General features: G+C 70.0%; 24 protein-coding genes. 11 read left to right on the top strand and 13 right to left on the bottom strand.

Translation table 11 applies throughout. The features are described from left to right. Nucleotides 1-136: 136 nt before the first annotated feature. Together BLU79_RS13030 and BLU79_RS13025 are read left to right on the top strand one after the other, a co-directional pair. Nucleotides 137-1,963, top strand: a complete 1,827-nt coding sequence (locus BLU79_RS13030; RefSeq protein ID WP_093905864.1) for an AMP-dependent synthetase/ligase — start codon at nt 137-139, stop codon at nt 1,961-1,963. Nucleotides 1,964-2,107: 144 nt separating this feature from the next. Then, nucleotides 2,108-2,944, top strand: coding sequence for an aldo/keto reductase (locus tag BLU79_RS13025; protein ID WP_093905863.1), 837 nt, complete (start codon nt 2,108-2,110; stop codon nt 2,942-2,944). Between the two features lie 89 nt (nt 2,945-3,033). Here the strand turns inward: BLU79_RS13025 and BLU79_RS13020 are convergent, their stop codons facing one another. Next, the gene (locus BLU79_RS13020; protein WP_093905862.1) at nt 3,034-3,645 is read right to left on the bottom strand and encodes a hypothetical protein; all 612 of its coding nucleotides are present in this window, start codon (nt 3,643-3,645) and stop codon (nt 3,034-3,036) included. Nucleotides 3,646-3,768: 123 nt separating this feature from the next. Here BLU79_RS13020 and BLU79_RS13015 point away from each other — a divergent pair, with 123 nt between their 5' ends. After that, nucleotides 3,769-4,464 carry a glycoside hydrolase family 75 protein gene (locus BLU79_RS13015; protein WP_093905861.1) on the top strand — a complete coding sequence of 232 codons (696 nt, stop codon included), beginning with the start codon at nt 3,769-3,771 and terminating at the stop codon, nt 4,462-4,464. A 13-nt stretch (nt 4,465-4,477) separates the two neighbouring features. Here the strand turns inward: BLU79_RS13015 and BLU79_RS13010 are convergent, their stop codons facing one another. Further along, the gene (locus tag BLU79_RS13010) at nt 4,478-5,179 is read right to left on the bottom strand and encodes an SDR family oxidoreductase (RefSeq protein ID WP_093905860.1); all 702 of its coding nucleotides are present in this window, start codon (nt 5,177-5,179) and stop codon (nt 4,478-4,480) included. Between the two features lie 96 nt (nt 5,180-5,275). Continuing rightward, entirely contained in the window at nt 5,276-6,184 is a 909-nt protein-coding gene (locus BLU79_RS13005) for a class I SAM-dependent methyltransferase (RefSeq protein ID WP_093905859.1), read from the bottom strand. A 137-nt stretch (nt 6,185-6,321) separates the two neighbouring features. Here BLU79_RS13005 and BLU79_RS13000 point away from each other — a divergent pair, with 137 nt between their 5' ends. Further along, on the top strand, nt 6,322-7,092 hold the full coding sequence (locus BLU79_RS13000) for a phytanoyl-CoA dioxygenase family protein (protein ID WP_256333280.1): 771 nt from the start codon (nt 6,322-6,324) through the stop codon (nt 7,090-7,092). Nucleotides 7,093-7,183: 91 nt separating this feature from the next. Here the strand turns inward: BLU79_RS13000 and BLU79_RS12995 are convergent, their stop codons facing one another. Next, nucleotides 7,184-8,902 (bottom strand): glycoside hydrolase family 6 protein, encoded by a 1,719-nt coding sequence (locus BLU79_RS12995; RefSeq protein ID WP_093905857.1) that lies wholly within the window; start codon nt 8,900-8,902, stop codon nt 7,184-7,186. 367 nt (nt 8,903-9,269) lie between these two features. Between BLU79_RS12995 and BLU79_RS12990 the strand changes: the two genes are divergently transcribed. After that, a complete protein-coding gene (locus BLU79_RS12990; RefSeq protein WP_093905856.1) occupies nt 9,270-12,185 on the top strand; it encodes a glycoside hydrolase family 48 protein in 2,916 nt (971 codons plus the stop codon). 288 nt (nt 12,186-12,473) lie between these two features. Continuing rightward, a complete protein-coding gene (locus tag BLU79_RS12985; protein WP_093905855.1) occupies nt 12,474-15,137 on the top strand; it encodes a cellulose binding domain-containing protein in 2,664 nt (887 codons plus the stop codon). Between the two features lie 68 nt (nt 15,138-15,205). Here BLU79_RS12985 and BLU79_RS12980 read toward each other — a convergent pair whose 3' ends face one another. The 4 genes from BLU79_RS12980 to BLU79_RS12965 all read right to left on the bottom strand — a co-directional run bounded on the left by BLU79_RS12980 (nt 15,206) and on the right by BLU79_RS12965 (nt 19,370). Beyond that, nucleotides 15,206-15,808, bottom strand: a complete 603-nt coding sequence (locus BLU79_RS12980; RefSeq protein WP_093905854.1) for a DUF4352 domain-containing protein — start codon at nt 15,806-15,808, stop codon at nt 15,206-15,208. A gap of 78 nt (nt 15,809-15,886) precedes the next feature. Further along, a complete protein-coding gene (locus BLU79_RS12975) occupies nt 15,887-16,351 on the bottom strand; it encodes a MarR family transcriptional regulator (protein ID WP_093905853.1) in 465 nt (154 codons plus the stop codon). A 136-nt stretch (nt 16,352-16,487) separates the two neighbouring features. Further along, nucleotides 16,488-18,362, bottom strand: coding sequence for a rhamnogalacturonan lyase (locus BLU79_RS12970; protein WP_093905852.1), 1,875 nt, complete (start codon nt 18,360-18,362; stop codon nt 16,488-16,490). A gap of 39 nt (nt 18,363-18,401) precedes the next feature. Next, nucleotides 18,402-19,370: a helix-turn-helix transcriptional regulator gene (locus BLU79_RS12965; RefSeq protein WP_093905851.1), complete on the bottom strand. Its 969-nt coding sequence runs from the start codon at nt 19,368-19,370 to the stop codon at nt 18,402-18,404. 39 nt (nt 19,371-19,409) lie between these two features. Here BLU79_RS12965 and BLU79_RS12960 point away from each other — a divergent pair, with 39 nt between their 5' ends. Both BLU79_RS12960 and BLU79_RS12955 read left to right on the top strand, forming a co-directional pair. Continuing rightward, a complete protein-coding gene (locus BLU79_RS12960) occupies nt 19,410-19,889 on the top strand; it encodes a hypothetical protein (protein ID WP_093905850.1) in 480 nt (159 codons plus the stop codon). Next, nucleotides 19,886-20,362: a hypothetical protein gene (locus BLU79_RS12955; protein WP_093905849.1), complete on the top strand. Its 477-nt coding sequence runs from the start codon at nt 19,886-19,888 to the stop codon at nt 20,360-20,362. The genes BLU79_RS12960 and BLU79_RS12955 overlap by 4 nt, the downstream gene beginning before the upstream one ends. On the opposite strand, the gene BLU79_RS12950 is transcribed toward BLU79_RS12955, so the two are convergent. From BLU79_RS12950 to BLU79_RS49935, 4 genes are all read right to left on the bottom strand, one after another. Then, nucleotides 20,331-21,074, bottom strand: a complete 744-nt coding sequence (locus BLU79_RS12950) for a class I SAM-dependent methyltransferase (protein ID WP_093905848.1) — start codon at nt 21,072-21,074, stop codon at nt 20,331-20,333. The genes BLU79_RS12955 and BLU79_RS12950 overlap by 32 nt on opposite strands. A gap of 5 nt (nt 21,075-21,079) precedes the next feature. Continuing rightward, nucleotides 21,080-21,382 (bottom strand): 4a-hydroxytetrahydrobiopterin dehydratase, encoded by a 303-nt coding sequence (locus tag BLU79_RS12945; protein ID WP_093905847.1) that lies wholly within the window; start codon nt 21,380-21,382, stop codon nt 21,080-21,082. Nucleotides 21,383-21,480: 98 nt separating this feature from the next. After that, nucleotides 21,481-22,161 carry an ADP-ribosylglycohydrolase family protein gene (locus tag BLU79_RS49940; protein WP_371131860.1) on the bottom strand — a complete coding sequence of 227 codons (681 nt, stop codon included), beginning with the start codon at nt 22,159-22,161 and terminating at the stop codon, nt 21,481-21,483. A gap of 62 nt (nt 22,162-22,223) precedes the next feature. Beyond that, complete coding sequence (locus BLU79_RS49935; protein ID WP_371131849.1) at nt 22,224-22,619, bottom strand: ADP-ribosylglycohydrolase family protein; 396 nt, start codon at nt 22,617-22,619, stop codon at nt 22,224-22,226. A 30-nt stretch (nt 22,620-22,649) separates the two neighbouring features. Between BLU79_RS49935 and BLU79_RS12935 the strand changes: the two genes are divergently transcribed. Then, nucleotides 22,650-23,477 (top strand): helix-turn-helix domain-containing protein, encoded by an 828-nt coding sequence (locus BLU79_RS12935; RefSeq protein WP_093905846.1) that lies wholly within the window; start codon nt 22,650-22,652, stop codon nt 23,475-23,477. On the opposite strand, the gene BLU79_RS12930 is transcribed toward BLU79_RS12935, so the two are convergent. Beyond that, nucleotides 23,459-23,884 (bottom strand): hypothetical protein, encoded by a 426-nt coding sequence (locus BLU79_RS12930; protein WP_093905845.1) that lies wholly within the window; start codon nt 23,882-23,884, stop codon nt 23,459-23,461. The two genes, BLU79_RS12935 and BLU79_RS12930, sit on opposite strands and share 19 nt — an antisense overlap. A gap of 299 nt (nt 23,885-24,183) precedes the next feature. Here BLU79_RS12930 and BLU79_RS12925 point away from each other — a divergent pair, with 299 nt between their 5' ends. Next, nucleotides 24,184-25,047 carry a helix-turn-helix domain-containing protein gene (locus tag BLU79_RS12925; RefSeq protein WP_093905844.1) on the top strand — a complete coding sequence of 288 codons (864 nt, stop codon included), beginning with the start codon at nt 24,184-24,186 and terminating at the stop codon, nt 25,045-25,047. Nucleotides 25,048-25,151: 104 nt separating this feature from the next. After that, complete coding sequence (locus BLU79_RS12920) at nt 25,152-25,967, top strand: SAM-dependent methyltransferase (protein WP_093905843.1); 816 nt, start codon at nt 25,152-25,154, stop codon at nt 25,965-25,967. The last annotated feature ends 77 nt before the right edge of the window (nt 25,968-26,044 follow it).

Here is a 26,044-nt window from a genome sequence, read left to right as displayed (position 1 = left end):
GCATTTTCCGGCCCTGACCAGTGCATACCTGAGCGTCCGCCGGTTTCCGGCCCCCTCCCGTCCGCAAGGCGGGTGGGGTAGCTTTCACGGCGCTGAGCGGAGCGTCTGCCGAGGCATTCGGAGCGGGGAGCGGGGTTTGCGCGAGTTCACCAACCCTCCGTTGGCGTTGGCGCCGCCGGTGGGCGGCCTGGCCGACGTCGTGTTCGAGCATGCCCAGGATGACCCGCTCTATGTCGCCCTCGGCCGCAAGGACGAGGACGGGCAGTGGCGGGATGTCACCTCGGCCGAGTTCCGGGACGAGGTGCTCGCCCTGGCCAAGGGCCTGCTCGCCCGGGGCATCCGGTTCGGCGACCGGGTCGCGATCATGTCCCGCACCCGGTACGAGTGGACGCTGTTCGACTACGCGCTGTGGACCATCGGCGCCCAGGTCGTGCCGATCTACCCCACCTCCTCGGCCGAGCAGTGCTTCTGGATGCTGTACGACGCCGAGGTGTCGGCGGCGGTCGTCGAGCACGAGGACCACGCGATGACGATCGCCACCGTCATCGACCGGCTGCCCCAACTGCACCAGCTCTGGCAGCTGGACTCGGGCGCCGTGCAGGAGCTGTACGACGCCGGCGCCCCCCTCGACGACGACGTGGTCCACCGTCACCGGCAGGCGGTCACCCCCGACTCCGTCGCGACGATCATCTACACCTCGGGGACGACGGGGCGCCCCAAGGGCTGTGTCATCTCGCACGGCAACTTCATGTACGAGTCGGACACCGTCATCGAGCGCTGGGAGCCGGTGTTCCACTCCAAGAAGGGCGACGAGGCGGCGACCCTGCTGTTCCTGCCGCTCGCGCACGTCTTCGGGCGGATGGTGCAGGTCGCGGCGATCCGCGGCCGGGTCCGCTTCGGCCACCAGCCGCAGATGAACGCCGCCGCCCTGCTGCCGGACCTGGCCGCGTTCAAGCCGACGTTCTTCCTCGCCGTGCCGTACATCTTCGAGAAGGTCTTCAACGCCGCCCGCCGCAAGGCCGAGAAGGAGGGCAGGGCGGGCGCCTTCGAGAAGGCCGTCGAGGTCGCCGTGAAGTACGCGGACGCCGTGGAGTCCAAGGCGTGGGGCATCGGCCCCGGCCCCTCGGCGGGGCTGCGCATGCAGCACCAGCTCTTCGACAAGCTCGTCTACTCCAAGATGCGGGCCGCGATGGGCGGCCGTATCAAGCAGGCGATGACCGGCGGTTCGGCGATGGACCGGCGCCTCGGCCTGTTCTTCGCGGGCGCCGGCGTCCATGTCTACGAGGGGTACGGCCTCACCGAGTCCACGGCGGCCGCGACCGCCAACCCGCCCTATCGCACCCGCTACGGCACGGTCGGCCAGCCCATCCCGGGCATGACCGTGCACATCGCGGACGACGGCGAGATCTGGCTGCACGGTGCCAACATCTTCCAGGGCTACCTCAACAACCAGAAGGCCACCGACGCGTCCCTGCACGACGGCTGGCTGGCCACCGGCGACCTGGGCTCCCTCGACGAGGACGGCTACCTCACCATCACCGGCCGCAAGAAGGAGATCCTGGTCACCTCCGGCGGCAAGAGCGTCTCCCCCGGCCTGCTGGAGGAGCGCGTCCGCGATCACCCGCTGGTCGCCCAGTGCATCGTCGTCGGCAACGACCGCCCGTACATCGCGGCCCTGGTCACCCTTGACCAGGAGGCCGTCGAACACTGGCTGATGATGCGCGACAAGCCCCAGATGACACCGGCCCAGCTGGTCCGCGACGCGGATCTGGAGACCGAGGTGCGGCGCGCGGTGGTCGCCGCCAACACCCTTGTCTCGCAGGCCGAGTCGATCCGCACGTTCCGTATCCTCGCCCAGCCGTTCACCGAGGAGCACGGACTGCTCACGCCCTCGCTGAAATTGAAGCGCAAGGCGATCGAGAACGCGTACTCGGGCGAGGTCGAGGCGCTCTACCGGGCGTGAGGTCGCTTCCGGTGGCATCGTTTCCGGTGGTATCGCTTCCGGCGGATTCGTTTCTCGCGGATTCTCCGGTCAGGAATGCATCGCGGCCCGTGATCGTTGACGATGGGCGTACCACCTGACGACAACCGTAAGGATCAAGAGCTCGTGAGCAGCAAGGTCCCCCCGATCATCCTCAACAACGGCGTCGAGATGCCCCAGCTGGGCTTCGGCGTCTGGCAGGTGCCGGACGACGAGGCGGAGCGGGCGGTCACCACGGCGCTGGAGGCCGGGTACCGCAGCATCGACACAGCGGCGATCTACGGCAACGAAGAGGGCACCGGCAAGGCCATCGCGGCCGCCGGCGTCCCGCGCGAGGACATCTTCGTCACCACCAAGCTCTGGAACGGCGACCAGGGGTACGACTCCACACTGCGTGCCTTCGACGTCTCGCTGGAGAAGCTGGGCCTGGAGTACATCGACCTCTACCTCATCCACTGGCCGCTGCCGGCCCGCGGCACGTACGTCGACACGTACAAGGCCTTCGAGAAGCTCCACGCCGACGGTCGTATCCGCGCGATCGGCGTCTCCAACTTCCTGCCCGAGCATCTTCAGCGGCTCATCACCGAGACGTCGGTGATCCCGGCGGTCAACCAGATCGAGCTGCACCCGCACCTGCAGCAGCACGCCTCCCGTGACTACCACGCCGAGCAGGGCATCGCCACCGAGGCCTGGTCGCCGCTCGGCCAGGGCAAGGGGCTGCTGGAGGTCCCGGCGATCGTCGCCATCGCGCAGAAGCACGGCCGCACCCCGGCCCAGATCGTGCTGCGCTGGCATCTGCAGCTCGGCAACGTCGTGATCCCGAAGTCCGTGACGCCGTCGCGGATCAAGGAGAACATCGAGGTCTTCGACTTCAGCCTGGACGACGAGGACCTCGCTGCGATCAGCGCGCTGAACGAGGACCGGCGGATCGGCCCGGACCCGGCCACGTTCGACGTGGCCTGACGCCCGCCTCGGTACGACCGTCCGCCCGCCACTCGGCTGCCCGAGCGGCGGGCGGACGTGTACGGGCCGCTGCCTCGCCGCGCGGGGCGTCAGTCGCCGCGTACGTCGGTGTAGATGACCTCGAACTCCTCCAGCCCGACCACGGTCACATGCGCCTTGGCCGCCCCCTCATGCCGGGCCGCCGCCTGGCCCGCGCGGGACGCCGCCAGGGACGGCTGGTCGACGAAGAGCACTCCGACCATTCCGCGCCCCCTCTCCCGGTCCACCAGCAGGGACGCCCGGGCCAGCCCCGGGAGGGTCTCGAACCTGGGAAGCACCGACGCCCGGAACGTGTCGGCGAGCAGGTCGGTGTCCCTGGGGTCGAACTCCAGCCTGCTGACCCGTAGTCCGCCGCCCGCCAGCGGCTGCCGGACCTGGTGGAAGACCAGTGCCTCGTAGTTCTCGACGGCCACTGTCCCCAGGAACGGATCCAGCATCGCCGCCCGCCGCTCCCGCAGCACCTCGTCGCTGTTGCGCCGTGCCTCCTCCGTCTCCCACCAGCTCGCCGCGAGCAGCTTTCCGAGTGTCCGGTCCGCGAAGACACTCGCGCCGCGGTACCCCGGACGGTCCTCCAGCAGGTCCCGCCCTTCGGTGTTCAGTGCTCTGATGGCCGTGTCGATCTTCGTGGGATCGCCGGTCGTGTAGATGGCGCGTACGAACATGACACCTCCAGAAACCGGGAGAAGGTCCGACATCTCCGACACGACCAGTCTTCTACCGGGGTCATCGCGCCGCAATCAGCACCGAACGCAGGTAAGGAAACTTGCCTAACAGAAGGGCCTCATGTGCGCATCCGAACACTGACCCTGACCACGGCCTCCGGCGCCGCGCTGCTGGCCACCGCGCTGCTCCCCGCAAGCGCCTCCGGCACACCACAACCGATGCCGCCCCTGGAGGAACCGGTCAGCGCGGCCGGCCTGCTCGCGAAGGTGACGTCCTGTGCGCAGCTCTCGAACGGCAAATACCGCACCGACGAGTCGACCGCCGCCACGATTCCCGTGTGCGGCAAGCACGGCGCCGCCTTCTGGAAGGCCGACATGGACATCGACTGCGACGGCCAGCGCACCGACAGCTGCAACGAGGACACCGACCCCTGGTTCCAGCCCGACACCTCGTTCCACCAGTCCGACGGCAGGCCGCTGCGGTCCGACACGCTGCCGTATGTCGTCGTCCCCGGCATCAGCGACACCTGGGACTACTTGAAGGCGGGCATCAAGGGCGGCAGCGTGGCCGCCGTCATCCACGACGACCAGATCCTGTACGCCGTCGTCGGCGACACCGGTCCCAAGGGGATCATCGGCGAGGCCTCCTACGCCGCCGCCGAGGCCCTCGGCATCGACCCCGACCCGGCCACCGGCGGCACCGGCTCCGGCGTGACGTACATCCTCTTCAGGAACTCCCAGGTCACGCCCATCGAGAGCCACGACGCGGCGGTGACGCTGGGCGAGCGGCTGGCGAAGGAGTTCATCCAGGCCAACTGATCGCCATACCCGGTCAGTTGGGCTGCCCGAGCGGTCGTACGACGACGGTGTTGATGTCGACGCCGTCGGGCTGTCGGACGGCCCACACGACCGAGTCGGCGATCTGGTCGGCGGTGAGCAGATGGCCCGGCGGCAGGCTGCCGTAGCTGTCCCAGAACGGTGTCTCCACGCGTCCGGGCGCGATCAGGGTCACTCCGACGCCCCACTCGGTGACCTGCCGCCGGGTGTTCTCGGCGAGCCCGGTCACCGCCCACTTCGTCGCCCCGTAGATGTTGCCCGGCCCGTGCACGAACCCGGCGACGCTGCCGACGAGGACGATCCGGCCGCGGGTCTCCTTGAGGGCGTCGATGGAGGCACGGATGAGCAGGGCCGGGCCGAGGACGTTGGTCAGCACCATCTCGGTCCAGCCGGCCGGATCGCCCTCGGCGACCGAATCGTGGGTGGCGAAACCGGCGTTGGCGACGACCGTGTCCAGCCGGCCGAAGGCCTTGAGCGTCGTGTCAACGGCCGCCTGGACGTCGCCGTACTCCGCCGTGTTCCCGACGACAGTCAACAGGCCGTCGGGCTCCCCGAGTTCCTCGGCGAAACCGCGCAGCCGTGCCTCACCGCGGCCCGTGACGGCGACCCGGTGGCCCGCGTCGAGAAGTTGCCGCGCGACGGCGGCGCCGATGCCGCTGCCGCCGCCGGTGATGAGTGCGACCGGAGAGTCGGTCATGGTTACCCCCTGTGTGCGTCGAACAGGGGGGAGTAGATCAGCTGGAGCGCTCTCGAAGTCAAGGGCCCGCACGCCCGGGCAGGGTGCCGATCGGCGTCACTTCGTCCGCACCGCCGTGTACACCGTCTGCGCCGCGAGGAGGAACACGTCCGGCCGATGGTGGACGCTCGCCTTGTCGTCCGGGTCGAGGAGCCGGTCCAGGGTCGCGCGGTCGTCGGCGTCGAGGCGGTCGGCGAGCCCGTCGCGGGTGCGGGTCAGGTAGTCGGCGATGTAGGCGCGGGCGCGGTCCGTGGTCGGGGCGGGCAGGTCGAGGAGGAAGGTCCGGGTGCCGGAGGGCCGGAGGCCGGCGGCGGTGAGCAGGGCCGGCCAGTCCTCGGTCTCGGCGACGGAGCCGGGCAGGTCCGCGCGCATCGCGGCGAACCGCTCCTCCTCCAGGACGTCGATGCGTGCCTGGAGCCCCGGCCGCCCGAAGCCGAGGTCGCGCGGGAGGAAGCGGGCCGACAGGCCGCCTTCCTGCAGGGCCAGCGTGCCGCCGTGCGTGAGGCGGGCGGCGAAGGCGGCGAGGGCGGCACGCTGGTCGCCGAGGTGGTGCAGGCTGCGGCCGGCCCACACCAGGTCGGCGGGGTACTCCAAGTCGTCCAGGACGCCCGGGAGTTCACCGGCGAGGATGCTGAAGCGGTCGGCGACGCCGAGCCGCTCGGCATGGGCCCGGGCTCGTTCGAGAAGCGGCTCGGAAGCATCCACGGCGACCACGCGGGCGCCGGGGAAGGTGTCCGCGAGCAGACAGGCGACCACGCCGGGCCCGCTGCCCGCGTCGACGATCAGCCCCGGCTCGGTCTGCCGTTTCGCCAGCCAGGCCAAGGCGTGCTCGTACAGGGGCGTGAACAGCTCCGCCTGCGCCTCCAGGTGCGGAGCCATCTCGCTCCAGTCGATGTCGGTGGGGTCGTGGTGATGGTGACCGGCCTGGCGGTCTGTGGGGTGGTTTCCGTGGTGGTGGTGCGCCATGCTCGTCAGCCTCTCCTTCGGATGGGGCCAGCGTGCGCCGACGCACCGGCGCGGGGCCACCGCCGTTGCCGTAACGGCAAAACGGCAGCACGAAAAATGGGATGCGGGCCGCACGGCCGATCACCCACGATGGCCCGATGAACGACGAGATGGTGGAGCGCTTCCTCGAGGACGGGTTCGTGAAGATCGAGGGCGCCTTCCCGCCTCGCGTCGCCGAGCACTGCGCCCGGCTGCTGTGGCGGGAGACGGGGTACGACCCCGAGGACCCGGGCACCTGGAAGGACCCCGTGCACTGGGTGTACGACATGGCGCAGGGCCCGTTCGCGGCCGCCGTCAACACCCCTGTCCTGCACGAGGCCTTCGATGTGCTGGTGGGCGAGGACCGCTGGCAGTCGCGCTACTCGCTGGGCAGCTTCCCGCTGCGCTTCCCGCACGAGGAGGAACCGAACGACGCGGGCTGGCACATCGAGGGCAGTTACGTGCCCGAAGGCGCCGAGCACCCGCATACGAACGTGCACTCCAGGGACCGCTCACTGCTGATGCTGTTCCTGTTCAGCGAGGTCACCGAAGCGGACGCCCCGACCCGCATCCGGGTCGGTTCGCATCTCGACGTACCGCCGGTCCTGGCACCGTACGGCGAGGCCGGCGCCTCCTTCCTGGAGCTGGGCCCGAAGGTCGCCGAGGCCTCGGCACACCGCCCCCTCGCCCACGCCACCGGCGTCCCCGGCGACGTCTACCTCTGCCACCCCTTCCTGGTCCACGCCGCCCAGCCCCACCACGGCACCCGCCCCAGATTCATGGCCCAGCCACCGCTGCACCCGACGGTCCCGTATGAACTGGACCGCCCAGACGGCAACTACTCAGCAGTGGAGTTCGCAATCCGCCGAGGCCTGGCCAGAGAGAACTGACCAACCCCGGCGGACTACAACGCCCTATAGGGGCGCGGGGAACTGCGCGACCAGCCACAACGCACCCGCAGCCGCAGCCGCAGTCACCGCCCTACGACAACGGCGGGTACGCGTTCTGCATCAGCTGCTGGAACTGCGCCGAGAACCAGTGCCCCGACAGCGGAGCGTTCGGCAACGACCCGGACATGTTGTTGCCGTTGCGCGGGTTCCCCGTATAGGTCGGGTCGCACATCCGGTCGAACCCCTTGCCCTCGTCGTTCGGTATCTCCTGGCTCGCACCGTCGGACTCCCCCGGCGGCTTGATCCAGACGTATGCGTCGATCCCGGCCGCCGGATTGGCCTGCGGGCGCTCACCGAGGCCGGCACCGGACTGGTTGCACCAGTTGCCGACGTGGATGCGACGGTCGTAGCGGCCTCCGTTCACGTAGGTGTCGACGTCGGTCGTCGCGCCCGGACCGGCCGGCCGCGCGCTGCCGCCCCAGCCGTTCCTCGACGTGTCGATCAGCATGCCGATGCCGGAGTTGAAGCCGGTCGTGACCAGCTGGTTGCGGAAGCCCTGCGCGAAGGACAGCTCGTCGACGTACCGGTTCCAGTCGACCCACTTCGACTCTCGGACGGACTTGCCGCCCGCGGAGTCGTTGATGGTGAAGTTGTTCTCCTTCAGGGCGCTGTAGTTGGCCGTGTTGGCGATGAAGCCGTGCACGTCGTTCACGGTGGCGCCCTCGGAGGTGGCGGCCTCCTTCATCACGGTGGCGCTGGCGGCGAAGTTGTCGTCCCAGCCGATCCAGCCGTGGTGACCGGCGTCGATGTAGTTGTAGACGTTGGCCGCGTCGCCCAGCTTGTTGAGGGCGTAGCCGACGCCCTTCTGGTAGTTGCCGTTGGCCTTCATCACGTCGCACTGCGGGGTGGCCGTGGGCCGGCTGCCGGTGTTGGTGACGAGGTTCGGCAGCGAGTCGATCTCGATCGTGGTGACGATCCGCAGCGAGGCGTACTTCGGGTCGGCGAGGATCGCGGCGATCGGGTCGATGTACTCGGTCTTGTAGCGGCCGAGCTCCGTCGGGCCGAGCTCGCCGTTGGAGGCGAGGGCGGCGCAGTCACGGCCCGGCAGGTTGTAGATGACCAGCTGGACGACGAGCTCGCCGGAGCCCTTCTGGGTCAGGGCCTCGTCGAGGTGGTCGCGCAGGCCCATGCCGCCGTTCACGCCGTTGATGGCGGCGATCCGGTCCAGCCACACCCCGGTCGGCTGGCCCGCGATCCGGCTGCCGCCCGGCTCGGCGGCGGCCTTCGCGGACCACTCCGGGTTCACGTACACCTTGGCGCCGGAGTAGGGGTTGTCGACCTTGGGACCGGTCGGGTCGGGGTCCGGTGGATCCGTGGGTCCGCCGCTGCCGTCGTCGACGTTGCAGGTCACGCCGTCGAGGGTGAAGGTGGCGGGGATCGCGTTGGTGCCGCTGTACGAGCCCTGGAAGCCGAAGCTGACCGAACCGCCGGTCGACAGCGTCCCGTTGTACGTCTCGTTGGCGGCGGTGACATCGGCGCCGCTCTGGCTGATCCTGGCGTTCCAGCCGCTGGTGACCTTCTGGTTTCCGGCATACGACCACTTCACCGACCAGTTGGACTTCGCGGTGCCCTGGTTGGTGACCGTCACGGCGGCGGTGAAGCCGGTGTCCCACTGGTTCTGCACCTTGTAGTCGACGGTGCAGGGCACGGCGGCCGTGCCGATGCCCCCGGGATCCGCGGCGAGCGCGGTCCCCGAGGCACCGGCGACCAGCGCCAGGGCGGCGAGCATCGCTGTTCTGGTACGACTCATGAGTGCGGGTTCCTTCTTGGTTGCGGGTGCTGACGGTCCGTCCGTGCAGGGCGCGCAAGAGGCAAGGAGGAGATGCCGGCGACGGCTAAAAGTACTGAAAGCGGGGGGTGTCGCTTGAGCGACTCCTTGCAGATCAGGCGCGTCGTGACGGACGCGTCGACTGATGGAATCGCTCCCACTGGTGCTTTTGAAGCTAGCGCCAAGTGACGGTAAAGGACAGGGGAGTTGCTGACTTTTACTCAACTGAACTCATCGAATCTTTTCGACTCTTCAAGCACCTTGACCCCTTGCACCCCCGTCCCCACTATGGGAGCGCTCCCACTGGTTCAAGCCTTGACTTCTCCGAGCCGCAAGGAGGAACCAGCACGTGCATCCCCCACGCAGACGCAGCGCCGTACGACGGTTGTGGACGGCCGTCGTCGCGGCCCTGGCGCTTCCCTTGACGATGCTGAGCGCCGGATCGACTCCCGCTCAGGCGGCAGCGGTTCAGTGCAGTGTCGACTACAAGACCAATGACTGGGGCTCCGGCTTCACCGCGGATCTGACGATCACCAACCGCGGCGCGGACGTCATCGACGGCTGGACGCTGACCTACAGCTACACGGGCAACCAGAGGCTCGGCAACGGCTGGAACGGCACCTGGTCCCAGTCCGGCCAGTCGGTCACCGTACAGAGCGCCGCCCACAACGCGCGGATCGCCGCCGGAGCCGCGGCCACCACCGGCGCGCAGTTCACCTACAGCGGCTCCAACGCCGCCCCGACGAACTTCGCGATCAACGGCACCTCCTGCACGGGCGCCCACCAACCCCCCATCACCGTGCTGACCAGCCCGGCGGCGGGCGCCGTCTACTCGCAGGGCGACGCGGTCCCGCTCGCGGCCACCGCCGCCGCCGCGGACGGCGCGACGATCAGCAAGGTCGAGTTCTACGACAACACCACGCTGCTGGGCACGGACACGACGGCGCCGTACTCGCTCTCGGCCTCAAGTTTGACCGTGGGCAGTCATTCGCTCCTCGCGAAGGCGTACGACAGCCTGGGCGCGTCCGCGGAGTCCACGCCGGTCGGCGTCACGGTCGCCTCGGGCCCCGCCGTGGTGGCCTCGCAGACCCAACTCCCCGTCCAACAGGGCAAGACGGCCTCCTACGACATCAAGCTGTCGACCCAGCCGTCGGCCCACGTGACCGTCACCACCGCCCGCGCGAGCGGCACCTCGGGGCTGTCGGTGACCGGCGGCGCCTCGCTCACCTTCACGCCCTCGAACTGGAACACCGCCCAGAAGGTGACCATCACCGCCGCCGCATCCGGCACCGGCGCGGCGACCTTCGAGTCGACGGCGGGCGGGCACGCGAAGGCCACGGTCACGGCGACCCAGATCGCGGCGACCAAGGCGTACGACGCCCGCTTCCTGGAGTTGTACGGCAAGATCACCAACCCGGCGAACGGCTACTTCTCACCCGAGGGCATCCCCTACCACTCGGTGGAGACGCTGATCGTCGAGGCGCCGGACCACGGTCACGAGACCACGTCGGAGGCCTACAGCTACCTTCTCTGGCTGCAAGCCATGTACGGCAAGGTCACGGGCGACTGGTCCAAGTTCAACGGGGCCTGGGACATCATGGAGAAGTACATGATCCCGACCCACGCCGACCAGCCGACGAACTCCTTCTACAACGCCTCGAAGCCGGCGACGTACGCGCCCGAACTGGACACCCCGAACGAGTACCCGGCGAAGCTCGACGCGTCGGTCTCGGTCGGCTCGGACCCGATCGCCGGTGAGCTGAAGAGCGCCTACGACACGGACGACGTCTACGGCATGCACTGGCTCCAGGACGTCGACAACACCTACGGCTACGGCAACTCGCCGGGCAAGTGCGAGGCGGGTCCGACGGACACCGGGCCGTCGTACATCAACACCTTCCAGCGCGGCGCGCAGGAGTCGGTGTGGGAGACGGTGCCGCAGCCGACCTGCGACGCCTTCAAGTACGGCGGGACGAACGGGTACTTGGACCTGTTCACCGGTGACGCGTCGTACGCCAAGCAGTGGAAGTTCACCAACGCCCCGGACGCCGACGCCCGTGCGGTGCAGGCCGCGTACTGGGCCGACAAGTGGGCCGACGAGCAGGGCAAGGGCGGCGACATCTCCGCGACCGTGGCCAAGGCCGCGAAGATGGGCGACTACCTGCGCTACGCGATGTACGACAAGTACTTCAAGAAGGTCGGCAACTGTGTGGGCGCCTCGTCCTGCCCGGCCGGCACCGGCAAGGACGCCTCGCACTATCTGCTCTCCTGGTACTACGCCTGGGGCGGCGCCACCGACACCTCGGCGGGCTGGGCCTGGCGCATCGGCTCCAGCCACGCGCACGGCGGCTACCAGAACCCCATGGCCGCGTATGCGCTCAGCGCGTATGCCGATCTGAAGCCCAAGTCGGCGACGGGACAGGCGGACTGGGCCAAGTCCCTTGAGCGGCAGGTCGAGTTCTACCGCTGGCTGCAGTCCAGCGAGGGCGCGATCGCGGGCGGTGCGACCAACAGCTGGGCGGGCCGGTACGCGACTCCGCCGTCGGGCAAGTCGACCTTCTACGGGATGTACTACGACCAGCAGCCCGTCTACCACGACCCGCCGTCCAACCAGTGGTTCGGCTTCCAGGCGTGGTCGATGGAGCGGGTGGCCGAGTACTACCAGCAGACGGGGAACGCTGCCGCGAAGACGGTCCTCGACAAGTGGGTCGACTGGGCGCTGTCCCACACCACGATCAACCCGGACGGCACCTTCCGGTTCCCGTCCACACTCCAGTGGTCGGGCCAGCCCGACACCTGGAACGCCTCAAGTCCGGGCGCCAACAACGGACTTCACGTCACCGTCGCCGACTACACCAACGACGTCGGCGTGGCGGCCGCGTACGCCAAGACCCTGACGTACTACGCCGACCGCTCCGGTGACACCGAGGCCGCGTCCACGGCCAAGGCGCTCCTCGACGGCATGTGGGACCACCACCAGGACGCCCTGGGCATCGCCGTCCCGGAGACCCGGGCCGACTACAACCGCTTCGACGACGGGATCTACGTCCCGAGCGGCTGGACCGGCACCATGCCGAACGGCGACGCGATCAACTCGTCGTCGACCTTCGAGTCGATCCGCTCGTTCTACGAGGACGATCCGGCCTGGTCGAAGATCGAGGCGTATCTCGCGGGCGGTGCGGCGCCGTCGTTCACGTATCACCGGTTCTGGGCCCAGGCGGACATCGCCTTGGCCATGGGTTCGTACGCGGAGCTTCTCGAGTAACCAGCCCCCGCCAAGCGCTCCGCGAGAAGGCCGTGACTTGTCTGCCGGTCCACTGTGGCTGGTCGCGCAGTTCCCCGCGTCCCTGAAGAAAGGGGCGTGACGGCTCACGGCGTTTTCGCGGAACCGCTTGAAGGCTTCGCGTGCGTGGTCTCGTCACCTGACGGCGAGGCCGATTCGCCGGGCGGCCCTCTCCCGCACTGGGGGTCGCCCGGCTACTCTCGCAGTCGATAGCAAGCGCTTACCATCTCGGTTTCCTCTCCCTCCCCCCACATCCCGGAAAGGACCCCCGTGCGAAGAACCCGCATCCTCACGGCGGTGCTGGCGCTCGCGGCCGGCCTCCTCGCGGGCAGCCCGCCCGCGCTGGCCGCCCATGCGTCGAAGGACGTGTCGATCAGCGCCGACACCTACACCTGGAAGAACGCCCGCATCGACGGCGGCGGTTTCGTCCCCGGCATCGTCTTCAACCGCGCCGAGAAGAACCTCGCCTACGCCCGCACCGACATCGGCGGCGCCTACCGCTGGCAGGAGTCGTCGAAGACCTGGACGCCGCTGCTGGACTCGGTGGGCTGGGGCGACTGGGGGCACACGGGTGTGGTGAGCCTCGCGTCCGACTCCGTGGACCCGGACCGGGTGTACGCAGCGGTCGGGACGTACACCAACAGCTGGGACCCGGGGAACGGCGCCGTCATGCGCTCCTCCGACCGGGGCGCGAGCTGGCAGAAGGCCGATCTGCCGTTCAAGCTGGGCGGCAACATGCCCGGCCGGGGCATGGGTGAGCGCCTGGCGGTCGACCCGAACAGGAACAGCGTGCTGTATCTGGGCGCGCCCAGCGGCAAGGGGCTGTGGCGGTCGACGGATTCCGGGGCGACCTGGTCGCAGGTGGCGAACTTCCCCAACGTCGGGAACTACGTGCAGGATCCGAGCGACACCAGCGGATACGCCAGCGACAACCAGGGCATCGTCTGGGTCACCTTCGACGAGTCCACGGGAACGTCCGGGAGCGCGACGCAGACCATCTACGTCGGGGTCGCCGACAAGGACAACGCCGTGTACCGGTCCACCGACGCGGGTGCGACGTGGTCGCGGGTCGCCGGGCAGCCGACGGGATACCTGGCGCACAAGGGCGTGCTGGACGCGGAGAACGGATACCTCTATCTCGCCTACAGCGACAAGGGCGGCCCGTACGACGGCGGCAAGGGCCGGCTGTGGCGGTACGCGACGGCGACCGGCGCCTGGACGGACATCAGCCCGGTGGCGGAGGCCGACACCTACTACGGCTTCAGCGGGCTGACCGTCGACCGGCAGCGGCCCGGCACCGTGATGGCGACGGCGTACAGCTCCTGGTGGCCGGACACGCAGATCTTCCGCTCGACGGACAGCGGCGGCACCTGGACGAAGGCGTGGGACTACACGTCGTATCCCAACCGCGCCAACCGCTACACGATGGACGTCTCGTCGTCACCGTGGTTGACCTGGGGCGCGAACCCCTCGCCGCCCGAGCAGACGCCGAAGCTGGGCTGGATGACGGAGGCGCTGGAGATCGACCCGTTCGACTCGAACCGGATGATGTACGGGACGGGTGCGACGATCTACGGCACCGAGGATCTGACGAAGTGGGACAGCGGGAGCCAGTTCACCATCAAGCCGATGGTGCAGGGCCTGGAGGAGACGGCGGTCAACGACCTCGCCTCTCCCCCGTCGGGCGCCCCGCTGCTGAGCGCCCTCGGCGACATCGGCGGCTTCCGGCACACGGACCTCACCAAGGTGCCGTCGATGATGTTCACCCAGCCGAACTTCACCACGACGACGAGCCTGGACTACGCGGAGTCCCACCCCAACACCGTGGTGCGCGTCGGCAATCTCGACTCCGGTCCGCACATCGCTTTCTCGACGGACAACGGCGCCAACTGGTTCGCGGGGACCGATCCTTCGGGCGTGAGCGGCGGCGGTACGGTCGCGGCGGCGTCGGACGGCAGCCGGTTCGTGTGGAGCCCGGCGGGTACGGGTGTGCAGTACACGACGGGCTTCGGTACGTCGTGGCAGGCGTCGAGCGGGATCCCGGCGGATGCGATCGTGGAGTCCGACCGGGTCGACCCCAAGACCTTCTACGGCTTCAAGTCCGGGAAGTTCTACGTCAGTTCGGACGGCGGCGCGACGTTCACGGCCAGCTCCGCGAGTGGCCTGCCCGGCGGTGACAGTGTCCGTTTCAAGGCGCTGCCCGGGGTGAAGGGGGACGTGTGGCTGGCGGGCGGCGCGACGGACGGTGCGTACGGGCTGTGGCACTCGACGGACGGCGGCGCGAGCTTCACGAAGCTCTCCGGCGTCGAGCACGCCGACACGATCGGTTTCGGCAAGGCGGCGACGGGTGCGTCGTACCAGACCCTCTACACCAGCGCGAAGATCGGCGGCGTACGCGGCATCTTCCGCTCCACGGACAAGGGCGCGACCTGGACCCGCATCAACGACGACGCCCACCAGTGGGGTTGGACGGGGGCGGCGATCACGGGTGATCCGCGGGTGTACGGGCGGGTGTACGTGGCGACGAACGGACGCGGGGTCATCTACGGCGACTCGTCGGACACGGGTGGCGGAGACGGTGGCGGCGGAACCGACCCCACGCCGACGCCGACCGGTGCCTGCGCGGTGACGTACAAGGTCACCAACCAGTGGTCGGGCGGTTTCCAGGCGGATGTGCAGCTGTCCAACACCGGTTCAAGTGCGTGGAGCGGCTGGTCCCTCGGCTGGTCCTTCGCGGACGGGCAGCAGATCTCGCAGCTGTGGAACGCCGAGTACACCCAGTCGGGATCGGCGGTGACCGCGAGGAACGTGGGCTGGAACGGGAACGTGGCGGCCGGTGCGTCCGTGAGTTTTGGGTTCACCGGGAGCTGGTCGGGGGCGAACGCGAAGCCGACCGCGTTCAAGGTGGGCGACCAGAGCTGTGCCGTGAGTTGAGCGTGAGCCGAGCCCGAGGGCGCGTGTCGTCGCAGGCACGCGCCCTCTGTCTCTCCTACAGGTCTCTCCTACAGCTTCCACTCCCCGACCTGCTGGGCGAAGCCCGAGTCCATCGCGAACGTGACCGTGGCCGCCTTCGACGCCTTCGGCACCTCGAACACGACCCAGCCCAGCGTCTTCGCGCCGGGCTTCAGCCGGACGTCCGACGACATGGACGGGCCGGCCGAGATGTCGGCAAGAGTGGTCCCGAACTGCTGGCCCTGGTCGTCGGCCATCTTCGCCCCGTTCCCGGGAGCGTCGGAGTAGACCTCGGTGCCGGTGTTGACGAGCTGGAACTGCACGCCGACCCACCGGTTGCCGTCCTCGGGGGCGAAGAACTCGTCGCCGGACTTGGCGTTGTCGACGACCTTGACGACGGTGACGTCCAGTCCGCTGCCGCTCTCCATGCCCTTCAGGGCGAGCGTGTCGCCGACCTTGGCGACGTCGGGCGCGGCACTGCTCTTCTCGGCGGCGGGCTCCTTCTCCTTGCCGCTGTCGGCGTCGGCGGAGGCGTTCGCCTTCGGCTTGTCGACGATCTCGTCACCGGAGCCGCTGCCACAGGCGCTCAGACCGATCGCGGCGACGGCGGCGGCCGCGGTGGCGGCGAGGCGAATGCGGGTGTGCTGGAACATGCTCTCCCCAGGTTCTCGGTAGTACGCATGTGAAGGACCCGTGAAGAACTTGCATGGTTGTACGGATCACCGAACCCGTCAGTCGGGCAGATCGCCGTCGCCGCCCAGGTTGGCGACCATGCGACGCAGGACGTTGATGGTGGTCACGAAGTCGGCCGTGTCGATGCCTTCGTGCGTCTGCCGATGCACGCGCAAGTTGCGTTCCCTGGCCCGAAGGCGCCCGTCCTCCCCCGCCTCGGTCAGCGTCATGGCTCCCGCATCCTCCGTGAGCCACCCACGGGCGACGAGGTCGTCGAAGACACCGTCGAAGTCGATCCCGAGGTCCTCGTACTTCGTCAGCCGCTCGATCAACGCCGCACGGGTCCACCTGCCCGGATCCCCCGCGACGTGGTTGAGCGTCCACCAATGCGGCTGTGTGAGGCCCTCCACCGCCAACTGCGCCCGGATGGCTCCGACCACCAGCCGGTACGCCTCGCCGCTCCACGCACCGATGGGCTGGGCGGCCAGCTCCTCCTGCGAATACTCCCTGAGTGTCACGCTCACCCGTCGTCCCTCCCTCAAGCGATCGCCAGAACACGATCACCGTAGAACCTCAAGCTCGGTTGAGGTCAACGGCGGCCGTCGGGGGGAGCCTTGGACGGCCGCCGTTGTTATCACCGGAGAGGACCGCTTGCCCTGCTCAGGGTGTGTAGACGGTCGGCCGGGGCGCCGTGCCCATGCCGTTGCCGATGAAGAAGCTCGGGTGCGGAGGCTGGTTGTACGCGGTGTTCTGCCAGGCGAGGCCCGTGCGGTACATCGTGTCGTGGAGCAGGGTCGTGATCTTCGTGCTCGTCTCGTACGGCGTGGAGTAGATCCGCAGTGCCGTGTTGCCGCTGGTGCGCCAGATGACCTCCTCGCGCCAGTCGCCGAGGATGTCGCCGGACAGGACGGGCGTGGCCTTGGTGCCGTTGTTGGAGGAGACGCCGGAGCCGGTCAGCAGGCGGGTGTCGGAGGATGTGCCGTACTTGTCGATGCGGGTGCCGTCGAGAAGTTCGCGGACGGGGTCGCCGTCCCACCAGGACAGGAAGTTGACGGAGGACGGCTCGCGGCCCTTGGTGGCGCCGGCCTCGTCGCGGATCGACGTGTCGGAGGCGGACCACACCTCGGCGCCGTCGTTGCCCGCCCAGATGTCGCCGGCGACTCCGCGGCCGTTGTCGCAGCAGGCGGCGAGGGACCAGTTCACGGTCCCGTTGGCCGGGTTGATGTACAGCTCGGCCGGCTGGGACGTGGACTCCGAGACCTTGAAGTACTCCAGGCCCGCGCGCGAGGGGTCGAGGTCGCCGAGGTGCTGGGCGTCACCGTGGCCGGTCCTGGTGGTCCACAGGCCGTTGCCGTTGTCGTCGACGGCCATCGCGCCGTAGACGATCTCGTCCTTGCCGTCCCCGTCGACGTCCCCGACGGACAGGCTGTGCGAGCCCTGGCCGTCGAAGCCTTTGCCGGTGTTGGTGGAGGAGTTGGTGTCGAACGTCCAGCGGCGGGTGAAACTGCCGCCTCGCCAGTCCCAGGCCGCGATGACCGTACGGGTGTAGTAGCCACGCGCCATGATGAGCGAGGGGCGTGAGCCGTCCACGTAGGCGGTTCCGGCGAGGAATCGGTCGACCCGGTTGCCGTAGGAGTCGCCCCACGACGCGACCGAGCCCCTGGCCGGGACGTAGTCCACCGACTGCATCGCCTTGCCGGTCTGGCCGTTGAACATGGTCAGGTACTCGGGGCCGGACAGGATGTAGCCGGACGAGTTCCGGTGGTCGGCCGACGAACTGCCGATCACCGCGCCCGTGCCGTCGACCGTGCCGTCGGCGGTCTTCATGGCGACCTCGGCCTTGCCGTCGCCGTCGTAGTCGTACACCTGGAACTGCGTGTAGTGCGCGCCGGAGCGGATGTTGCGGCCCAGGTCGACGCGCCACAGCCGGGTGCCGTCGAGCTTGATGCCGTCGACGAACGTGTTGCCGGTGTAGCCGGACTGGGAGTTGTCCTTGGCGTTGGTGGGCTGCCACTTGAGGACGATGTCGAGGGCGCCGTCGCCGTCGAGGTCGCCGATGGAGGCGTCGTTGGCCTCGTAGGTGTACGCCACTCCGTCGGGGGTCGTGCCGCCGGCCGGCGGGCTGATGGGGACGTCCTTGTAGCCCGGGCGGAACTGGACGGCGTGGACCGAGTCGCCCTGCTCGACGCCGCCGACGATCGCGCGGACGGTGTAGTCGGCCTGTTCGGGGGCGCCGGAGTGGAAGTAATTGGTGGAACCGGTGATCGGGGTCGAGTTGACCAACGCGCCGGCCCGGTAGACGTTGAAGGAGACGTCGTTCGGGTCGGTGCCCAGCCAGCGCCAGCTGACCAGGTTGCCGCTCGACGTGTGGACGCTGACCACGCCCCGGTCCAGCTTCTCGACCTGGCGGGCGGTGGCGGCCTCGGCCTTGCCGACGCCGTTCAGGGTGGTGAGTCCGGCGGCGACGAGTGCGGCGGTGGCGCCCAGCGCGGAGAGGACGACCCTTCGTCTGCGGTGCTTGTGCGGGTGCTGCACGAGACGTACCTCCTGGGAGGACGGACGGATTCCGAATCCTCAGTGGTCGCCGCGCACCGCGAAGTTGCCGTATCTTTCGGCCAGTTCGGTCGCGGTACGGGCGATCCGCTCGCGCAGCTCCTGCGGCTGGAGCACCTCGACGTCCGTGCCCAGCCGCAGGAACTCGCCGTGCGCGTGGTCGACCGACTCGATGGGGACGGTGGCCCGGATCCAGCCGTCGGCGTCGGCACGGCCGTTCGCGGTTACGGCACGGGCGAGCGGCCCGGAGAGCGCGACTCCCGGTGCCAGCCGTACCACCGCCTCCGCGCTGTACAGGCGGTCGTGGAAGTCCCGCTGGTACGCCTTCCAGTACACGGTCAGGTCGAAGTCACCGGGGCGTTCGAACTCCTCGTCGGACGGGGTGAGTTCGAGGATCTGGTCGACGCGGAAGGTGCGCGGTCCGGGGCCGGCGACGACGTACCAGCGGCCCGCCTTGAGGACCAGACCGTACGGCTCCAGGCGACGCTCCACGTCCGTGGGCTCGCGCCAGCGCCGGTAGACGACGTGCAGCACGCGGCTGTTCCACACCGCGTCGGCGACCGCCGGAAGGTACGGGGCCTCCTCGCCGTCCGCGTACCAGCCGGGGGCGTCCAGGTGGAAACGGCCGCTGATCCGATCGGCATGGACGCGCAGTTCCTCGGGAAGGGCGGCGCGGACCTTGAGCTGGGCGGCGGCGAGCACCGAGCCGAGGCCCAGTTCGGCGGCCGGACCGGGGATGCCGGCGAGGAACAGCGCCTCGGCCTCGTCGGCGGTCAGCCCGGTGAGGCGGGTGCGATAGCCGTCCAGCAGCCGATAGCCCCCGGCATGACCGGCGTCCCCGTACAGCGGCACACCGGCCGCGCTCAGCGCGTCGACGTCCCGGTAGACGGTGCGGACGGACACCTCCAGCTCCTCGGCGAGCTGGGCGGCGGTCATCCGGCCCCGGGTCTGGAGGAGGAGCAGGATCGAGACGAGTCGGCTGGACTTCACTGACACATGGTGTCAGTGAAGCGGTCCTAGCGTCCTGCCATGGGCTTCACCGAGAAACTGCTGACCGTGCCGCCACCGATCGAGGTAGCGGGTCGACACATCAAGCGCTATCACGTCACGGACGACCCGGCTGGCATCGCGCCCGAGGTCGAGAAGGCGGCGTACGCGATCCTGCCGGAACTGCTGCCGGAGCCGGACGGCACGCCCCCGGCGACGTTCGTGGTCCTGCACCGGGGCGGCGACGACGGCGCCTACCTCAACGTGTACAGCTGGGTGTGGGACAACGTCCTGCACTTCAAGGGCGCGGCGGCGGGCCAGCCGGTGCTCGGCTGCCCGGACAACGACCCCAGCCACTTCATCGCGCCCGACCTGCCGTGGATCGGCTGCGTCTGGGAACTCCCGCCGATCCTGCACGAACGGGACGCCTGGGTGCGGCACCTGCTCGCGCCCGAAGTCCCGGACCTGAAGGCCTACTTGGCCGACTCCCTGCCCGAGGGCACCACTGGAGACCGCACATGAGCAACCCGCACGACTTCGACTTCTTCCACGGCGACTGGGACGTCGTCAACCGCCGCCGCACCGACTTCCTCGACCCGGACAGCGACTGGGAGGAGTTCCCGGCGACCAGCCGCTGTTGGCCGCTGTTCGACGGCGCCGCCAACGTCGACGAGATCGACATGCCGCACCTCGGCTCGAAGGGACTGACGCTGCGCCTGTTCGACCGGGAGACCGAGCAGTGGTCGCTGAACTGGTCCTCCAGCCGCACCGGCAAGCTGTTCCCGCCGGTGTTCGGGCGCTTCGAGGGCGAACGCGGCGCGTTCTACGGCGACGACACCCACGACAGCAAGGACGTGCGGGTGCGGTTCGTCTGGTCGGGCATCTCGGCCACCACGGCCCGCTGGGAGCAGGCGTTCTCCGTGGACGGCGGGGACACCTGGGTGTCCAACTGGGTCATGGAGTTCACCCGGGCTTCCGGAACGCCCGGAGCGTGAACACCGGGTCCGGCCGGGGCCGGTCCTGGTCCGGGAGTCGCGCCAGCCGGGCGGCGAAGTCGTCGGCGCGCGCGTCACCGGGCGGCAGGGTGACGAACCAGCCCCGGCGCAGGTCGGCGATCGTGCGGCGGGGACTGCGGCCCTGACCGCGGCCCGTGAAGCCTGCCTGCCCGGCCGGGAGCAGGCCGTGGTCGAGGGCGTACGACGCGACGAGCGCCGCCTCGTCCCGGGCCGGGCGGCGCGGGCGGGACGCCATCACGGCGTCGATGTCACTGCCCACGTTGTGGGCGGCGGCCTTGTCGACCGTGGTGACGTAGACCCCGCCGGGCCGCAGCATGCGCGCACACTCACCGACGGTGGTGCGCACGTCGTCGTCCGTGCGGGCCAGGTGCAGCAGCCACACACTGCTGACGGCGTCGAACCGGCCGACCGGGAACGGCAGCCGGCGGCTGTCGGCGAGCACGACGGCGCCGGGCATGCGGGCGGCGGCCTGCCGTGCCATGCCGGGCGCGAGGTCGACGCCGGTCACACGCAGGCCGTCCCGTCCGGCCGCGAGCCGCCGCGTCACGATGCCGGTGCCGCAGGCGACGTCGAGCAGGCGCCGGGTCGCGTCCGGCAGAAGTCCCAGCACGGCCTCCGCCGCGGCCGCCGCCCTGGGCTCGCCGCCGCGCGAGGCGTCGTACCGCTCCGCTTCCTTGTCGTAGTCCAGCACGCGCGTCAGTGTGCCCCGTGACCAGGGGCGAGCTCCTCGATTTTCCGGGCGAGCAGGAAGTCCCGCTTCGTCACGGCGCCCACGGTGTGGGTGTTCACGGTGAGGGACACCGTGTTGTAGCCGAGGGTGAGGTCGGTGTGGTGGTCGAGCTCCTCCTGCACCTGGGCGATGTGCACGACCATCGCCGTGGCCGCGAAGTGCGAGGGGAGCCGGTAGGAGCGGGCGATGCGGTCGCCCTCCTGCGACCAGCCCGGCAACTCCGCGAGCCGGTCCTCGATCTCCTTCTGCGACAGCGGTTCGAGGGGCATGGCCTCGCTCCTTCCTGCACGGGAGGGCTACGGGAGGTTCGTCTTCAGCCTGCCACAGCCTGGGCGCGGCGGCCCTGGTCAGACGGGTTCCCCGATGATCAGCGCCGCACGCCTTCGGCCGCCAGATCGTCGGCGAGCGCGGCGATCTGCGCCCGGCCCTCGACCCGCTCCAGCCACGCGTGCGGGAGGCCGAGGTCGCCGTACCGGACGCCCAGCAGGTTGCCGCAGACGGAGCCGGTGGAGTCGCTGTCGCCCGAGTGGTTGACGGACAGCAGCTGGGGGTGCCCCCCAGGCCGTTCAGGCACTGGGGGAGCGTCCCGCACGGAGGGCGCGACGAGCGCGCAGTACACGCCGATGGCGAGGGCCTGCTCGGCGATCCAGCCCTCCCCCAGGGACTCCACCTTCTCCGCGGTCGGCGCCCCCTGCTCGGCCAGGTCGACGGCCTCGGTGAGCGCGGCCGAGGTCTCCTCGTGACCCGGGTGGCGCCGCAGCAGCCGTAGCGTGCGCAGGACCGCGCCCTCCAGGGAGTCGCCCGCGACGAGGTGCACCACGATCGCGGCCAGCGCGCCCGCCGCGTAGTAGCCGGTGGGGTGACCGTGGGTGATCTGGGCGGCGCGGGCGGCCATCGCGAAGGCCCCGTCGGCGGTGTTCACCAGGCCGAAGGGCGCCGAGCGCATCACCGCACCGCAGCCCTTGGAGTCGGGGTTGACCTCGCCGGGCTTGCCGTCGAGGACGAGCGACGGGTCGGGGGCGTACTCCCCCAGAGGGGGTACCCCCAGGGTGATCCCGGAGACGCAGGCGTTGCCGGGGGCGCGGCTGGCGTACAGCCAGGCCTGCGTGATCAGACCGCTGTCGGGGCGCCGCTCTGCGGGGGTGCGGCATGCTCCGGGCCGGGGTGGCGCTGGGTCTCCAGCCAGCGCTCGTAGGCCCAGCGCACCAGGAGGGCCCAGGCACCGCCGATGCCCTTGAGCCGCTCCCGCTGATGGGCCCGGATGAGCGCCTCGGCGGTGAAGAGGGTCATCTGGGTGTCGTCGCTGATCCGGGCGACGTCACTGTCCCCGGCGAAGAGGAACCCGGTCACCCCGCGCTCTCCGTTGGCGGCACGGATCCGGTCCAGCGTGCTGGACTCGATCGGGTAGCCGAGGGCGTCACCGATGGCCCCGCCGAGCAGACAGCCACGCACCCGGGCGCGGTACACGGCCTCGCCCGCCAGGGACGACATCCACGGCTCGTTCATTCCACGCGCTCCTCGACTACGGTCGTACTCATGACCATTGTCCCGCCCGGCAGCGCAGAGCCCGCCGCCCCCTCCGGCCCGGGCATCGGCCCTCTGCTGCGGGCCTGGCGCGAGCAACGGCGGGTCAGCCAGCTGGAGTTGGCGTTGCGGGCCGACTCCTCGGCCCGGCACATCAGCTTCATCGAGACGGGCCGTTCCCGGCCGAGCGAGGAGATGGTGCTGCGGCTGGCCGAGCACCTGGACGTGCCGGTGCGGGAGCGCAACGCACTGCTGCTGGCCGCCGGCTACGCCCCGCACTACCCGGAGACCCCGCTGGACGACCCGGCGCTGGACGCGCTCCGCGCGGGCATGGAGCGGCTCATCCAGGGCTACGAGCCCTACCCGGCCCTCGTGGTCGACGCGATGTACAACGTGCACGCCGCCAACCGGGGCATCCTGACGCTGCTCGACGGCATCCCCGAGCACCTCCGCACGCCCCCGCTGAACGCGATGCGCCTGACCCTGCACCCGGAGGGCCTCGCGCCGCGCATCCGCAACCTGCGCGAGTGGCGCGGGCATCTGCTCGCCCAGATGGACCGCCAGATCGCCCTGCGCCGCTCCGAGCCGTTGCGCCGGCTGTACGAGGAGGTGGCGGCGTACCCGGTGCCGGAGGAGACGCCGGGCGCCGAACCGGCCGAGCCCGTCCCGTACTTCGCGCTGCCGATGCAGATCGAGCACGAGGGCCGCGTCCTGTCCTTCATCTCCTCCATCTCCACCTTCAACACCCCCATGGACGTGACCGTCGCCGAGCTGGCCATCGAAACACTCCTCCCAGCCGACCCGGCGACGGTCAAGTACCTTCACTCGCTGATGCCCTGACGCGCCTTCAGCGCCGCGTACTGCAACCCGGCGAACCCGGCGACGGTGAGCGCCTGGAGCACGGTCCACACCGCGCCCGCCGTGGTCGGCGACAGCCACACCGCGAGGGCGACCAGACTCAGCACGGTCCAGGCGAGGTTGGCCTCGATCACGGCCCGCACCGGCAGCGCGGCGGGGCGGGCACGGGAGGCGAGCAGCCCGACGGCGGTCGCGTACACCGCGAGGAACCCGCCGAGCGCGAGCAGCAGCCCCGAGTCGACACCGAGGAAGCGGCCGAGCGGGCCGGAGACGGCAAGGTAGGCAAGCCCGTTCGCCCCGGTCACCATCGCGTCCAGGGCCAGAAAGCGGCGTAGCACGGTCTGCGGGTCGGAGGTCCGGGCGAGCGCGGCGAGCGAGGTGGCGGACATGGTGAATCACCCTCCGTCGAGGTCGAGTTGAGGCGGCGGACCCGAATCCCGGGACGGAGTGCGCCGCCCCGGAACCCGGTGCCTCCACGATCCCGCGGGGCGGCGACGGGGTCGATTACCCGCAAGGTAATGCGGACCTCGCGAATCAACCGGGCTGCGGGCAACGCCCCAAGGGGCGCGGGGAACTGCGCGATCAACCCCCACACGCCCGCAGCCCGCACACCACACCGACCACCCCATGCGGACCCGGAACATGGCACACTGCACGACGTACTTTCGGCGCGTAGGGGAGGCGTGGCGTGAGTGAGCGGCGACCCGCTCCCACCGTGGGCCAGGTGGTGCTCGGAAAGCGCCTCCAGGAGCTGCGGGAAGCAGCCGGGCTGGGACGCGACGAGGCCGCCCGCGTGCTGCGCGTGGCCGCGGCGACCGTACGGCGGATGGAGACGGCCGAGGTCGCGCTGAAGATCCCGTACGTACAGGTGCTGCTGGAGACGTACGGCGTACCGGAGGACGAGACGGCGGCCTTCGTCGATCTGGCCGAGGAGGCCAACCAACCGGGCTGGTGGCAGCGGTTCCACGACGTGCTGCCGGACTGGTTCAGCCTGTACGTGAGCCTGGAGGGCGCCGCCCGCATCATCCGCTCCTACGAGCCGCACTTCGTGCCCGGCCTGCTGCAGACCGAGGGCTACGCGCGTGCGGTGATGGAGGCCGGGACGATCGGGCAGGCGGGGCCGGAGACCATAGAGCGGCATGTGTCGCTGCGCATGGAGCGGCAGCGGCTGCTGGAGCGCCCCGACCCGCCCCACCTGTGGGTGATCATCGACGAGACGGTGCTGCGGCGCCCGGTGAGCGCCGACGGCGAGGTGATGCGCGACCAGCTGGACAAGCTCCTGGAGTTCGCCGAGCGCGACCGCGTCACGCTGCAGATCGCCGAGTTCGCCGCCGGCCCGCACCCGGGGACGTACGCGCCCTTCTCCCTGTTCCGCTTCGCCGAGCCGGAGCTGCCCGACATGGTCTACACGGAGTACCTCACCGGCGCCCTGTATCTGGACTCCCGCAGTGAGGTCGCCGCGCACCTGGAGGTCCTGGACCACATGTCGACGGCAGCGGCGTCGGCCGAGCGCACGAAGAAGATCCTGCGGGAGTGCCGCGTGGACGTCTGACCGGTGCACGGCAACCTTTCCGGCCCCGGCCGACGACCTGTCCACGACCGCGGACGAGGACCGCAGACGAAGACCGCAGACGAGGACCGAGGGGAACACACCGCATGACCGCATCCGACGCCGTGCCCGCCCGTATCGACACCAGCCGGCCGCATCCGGCCCGGGTGTACGACTGGTGGCTGGGAGGCAAGGACAACTACCCGGTGGACGAGGAGCTGGCCCGGAGGATCCTCGCCGTGGACGGCACGGTCCTGCGCGGGGCGCGCGCCAACCGCCGCTTCATGCACCGGGCCGTACGCACCGCCGCCGAGGCCGGGATACGCCAGTTCCTGGACATCGGCACGGGCATCCCCACCGAGCCGAACCTGCACCAGGTCGCGCAGGGCGTCGCCCCGGAGGCCAAGGTCGTGTACGCGGACAACGACCCGATCGTGCTGCGGCACGCGCAGGCCCTGCTGCACGGCACCGCGGAGGGCAGCACCGCCTATGTGCACGCCGACGTCCGGGACGTCGACAGCCTGCTGAGCCGGGCCGGTGACTCCCTGGACTTCGACCGGCCGGTCGCGTTGTCGTTGGTCGCACTGACCCACTACCTGGGCGACGACCCCGACGGTGACGACGTGTACGGCCTGCTGAAGAAGTACGTCGCCGTGCTCGCCCCCGGCAGCCACCTGATCCTCTCCCAGGTCACCCCGGACCTCAGCCCGGAGGCCATCGAGCAGGCGGCGAACCACTTCCGGCGCAGCGGCACCCCCTTCTTCCCCCGGTCCCTGGCCGAGTTCTCCCGCTTCTTCGACGGCCTGGAACTGCTCGGGCCCGGCGTCATCCCCGTCTACGGCTGGCGTCCGGAGCAGGTGGACGTGGCCACCCAGGCCGAGGGCATCGTGCCGGTGTACGCGGGGGTCGCCCGCAAGCCCTGACCCACCCGGGTGCCGTGCGGCGGTTACCCGTACGGGTGCCGTGAACAGGTGCGTTCCCGCGCTCCGCCCTAGGTTCG

The sequence above is a fragment of the Streptomyces sp. cf386 genome (assembly GCF_900103585.1).
Classification (GTDB): Bacteria; Actinomycetota; Actinomycetes; order Streptomycetales; family Streptomycetaceae; genus Streptomyces.
This window is presented reverse-complemented; position numbering and strand designations above follow the sequence as displayed.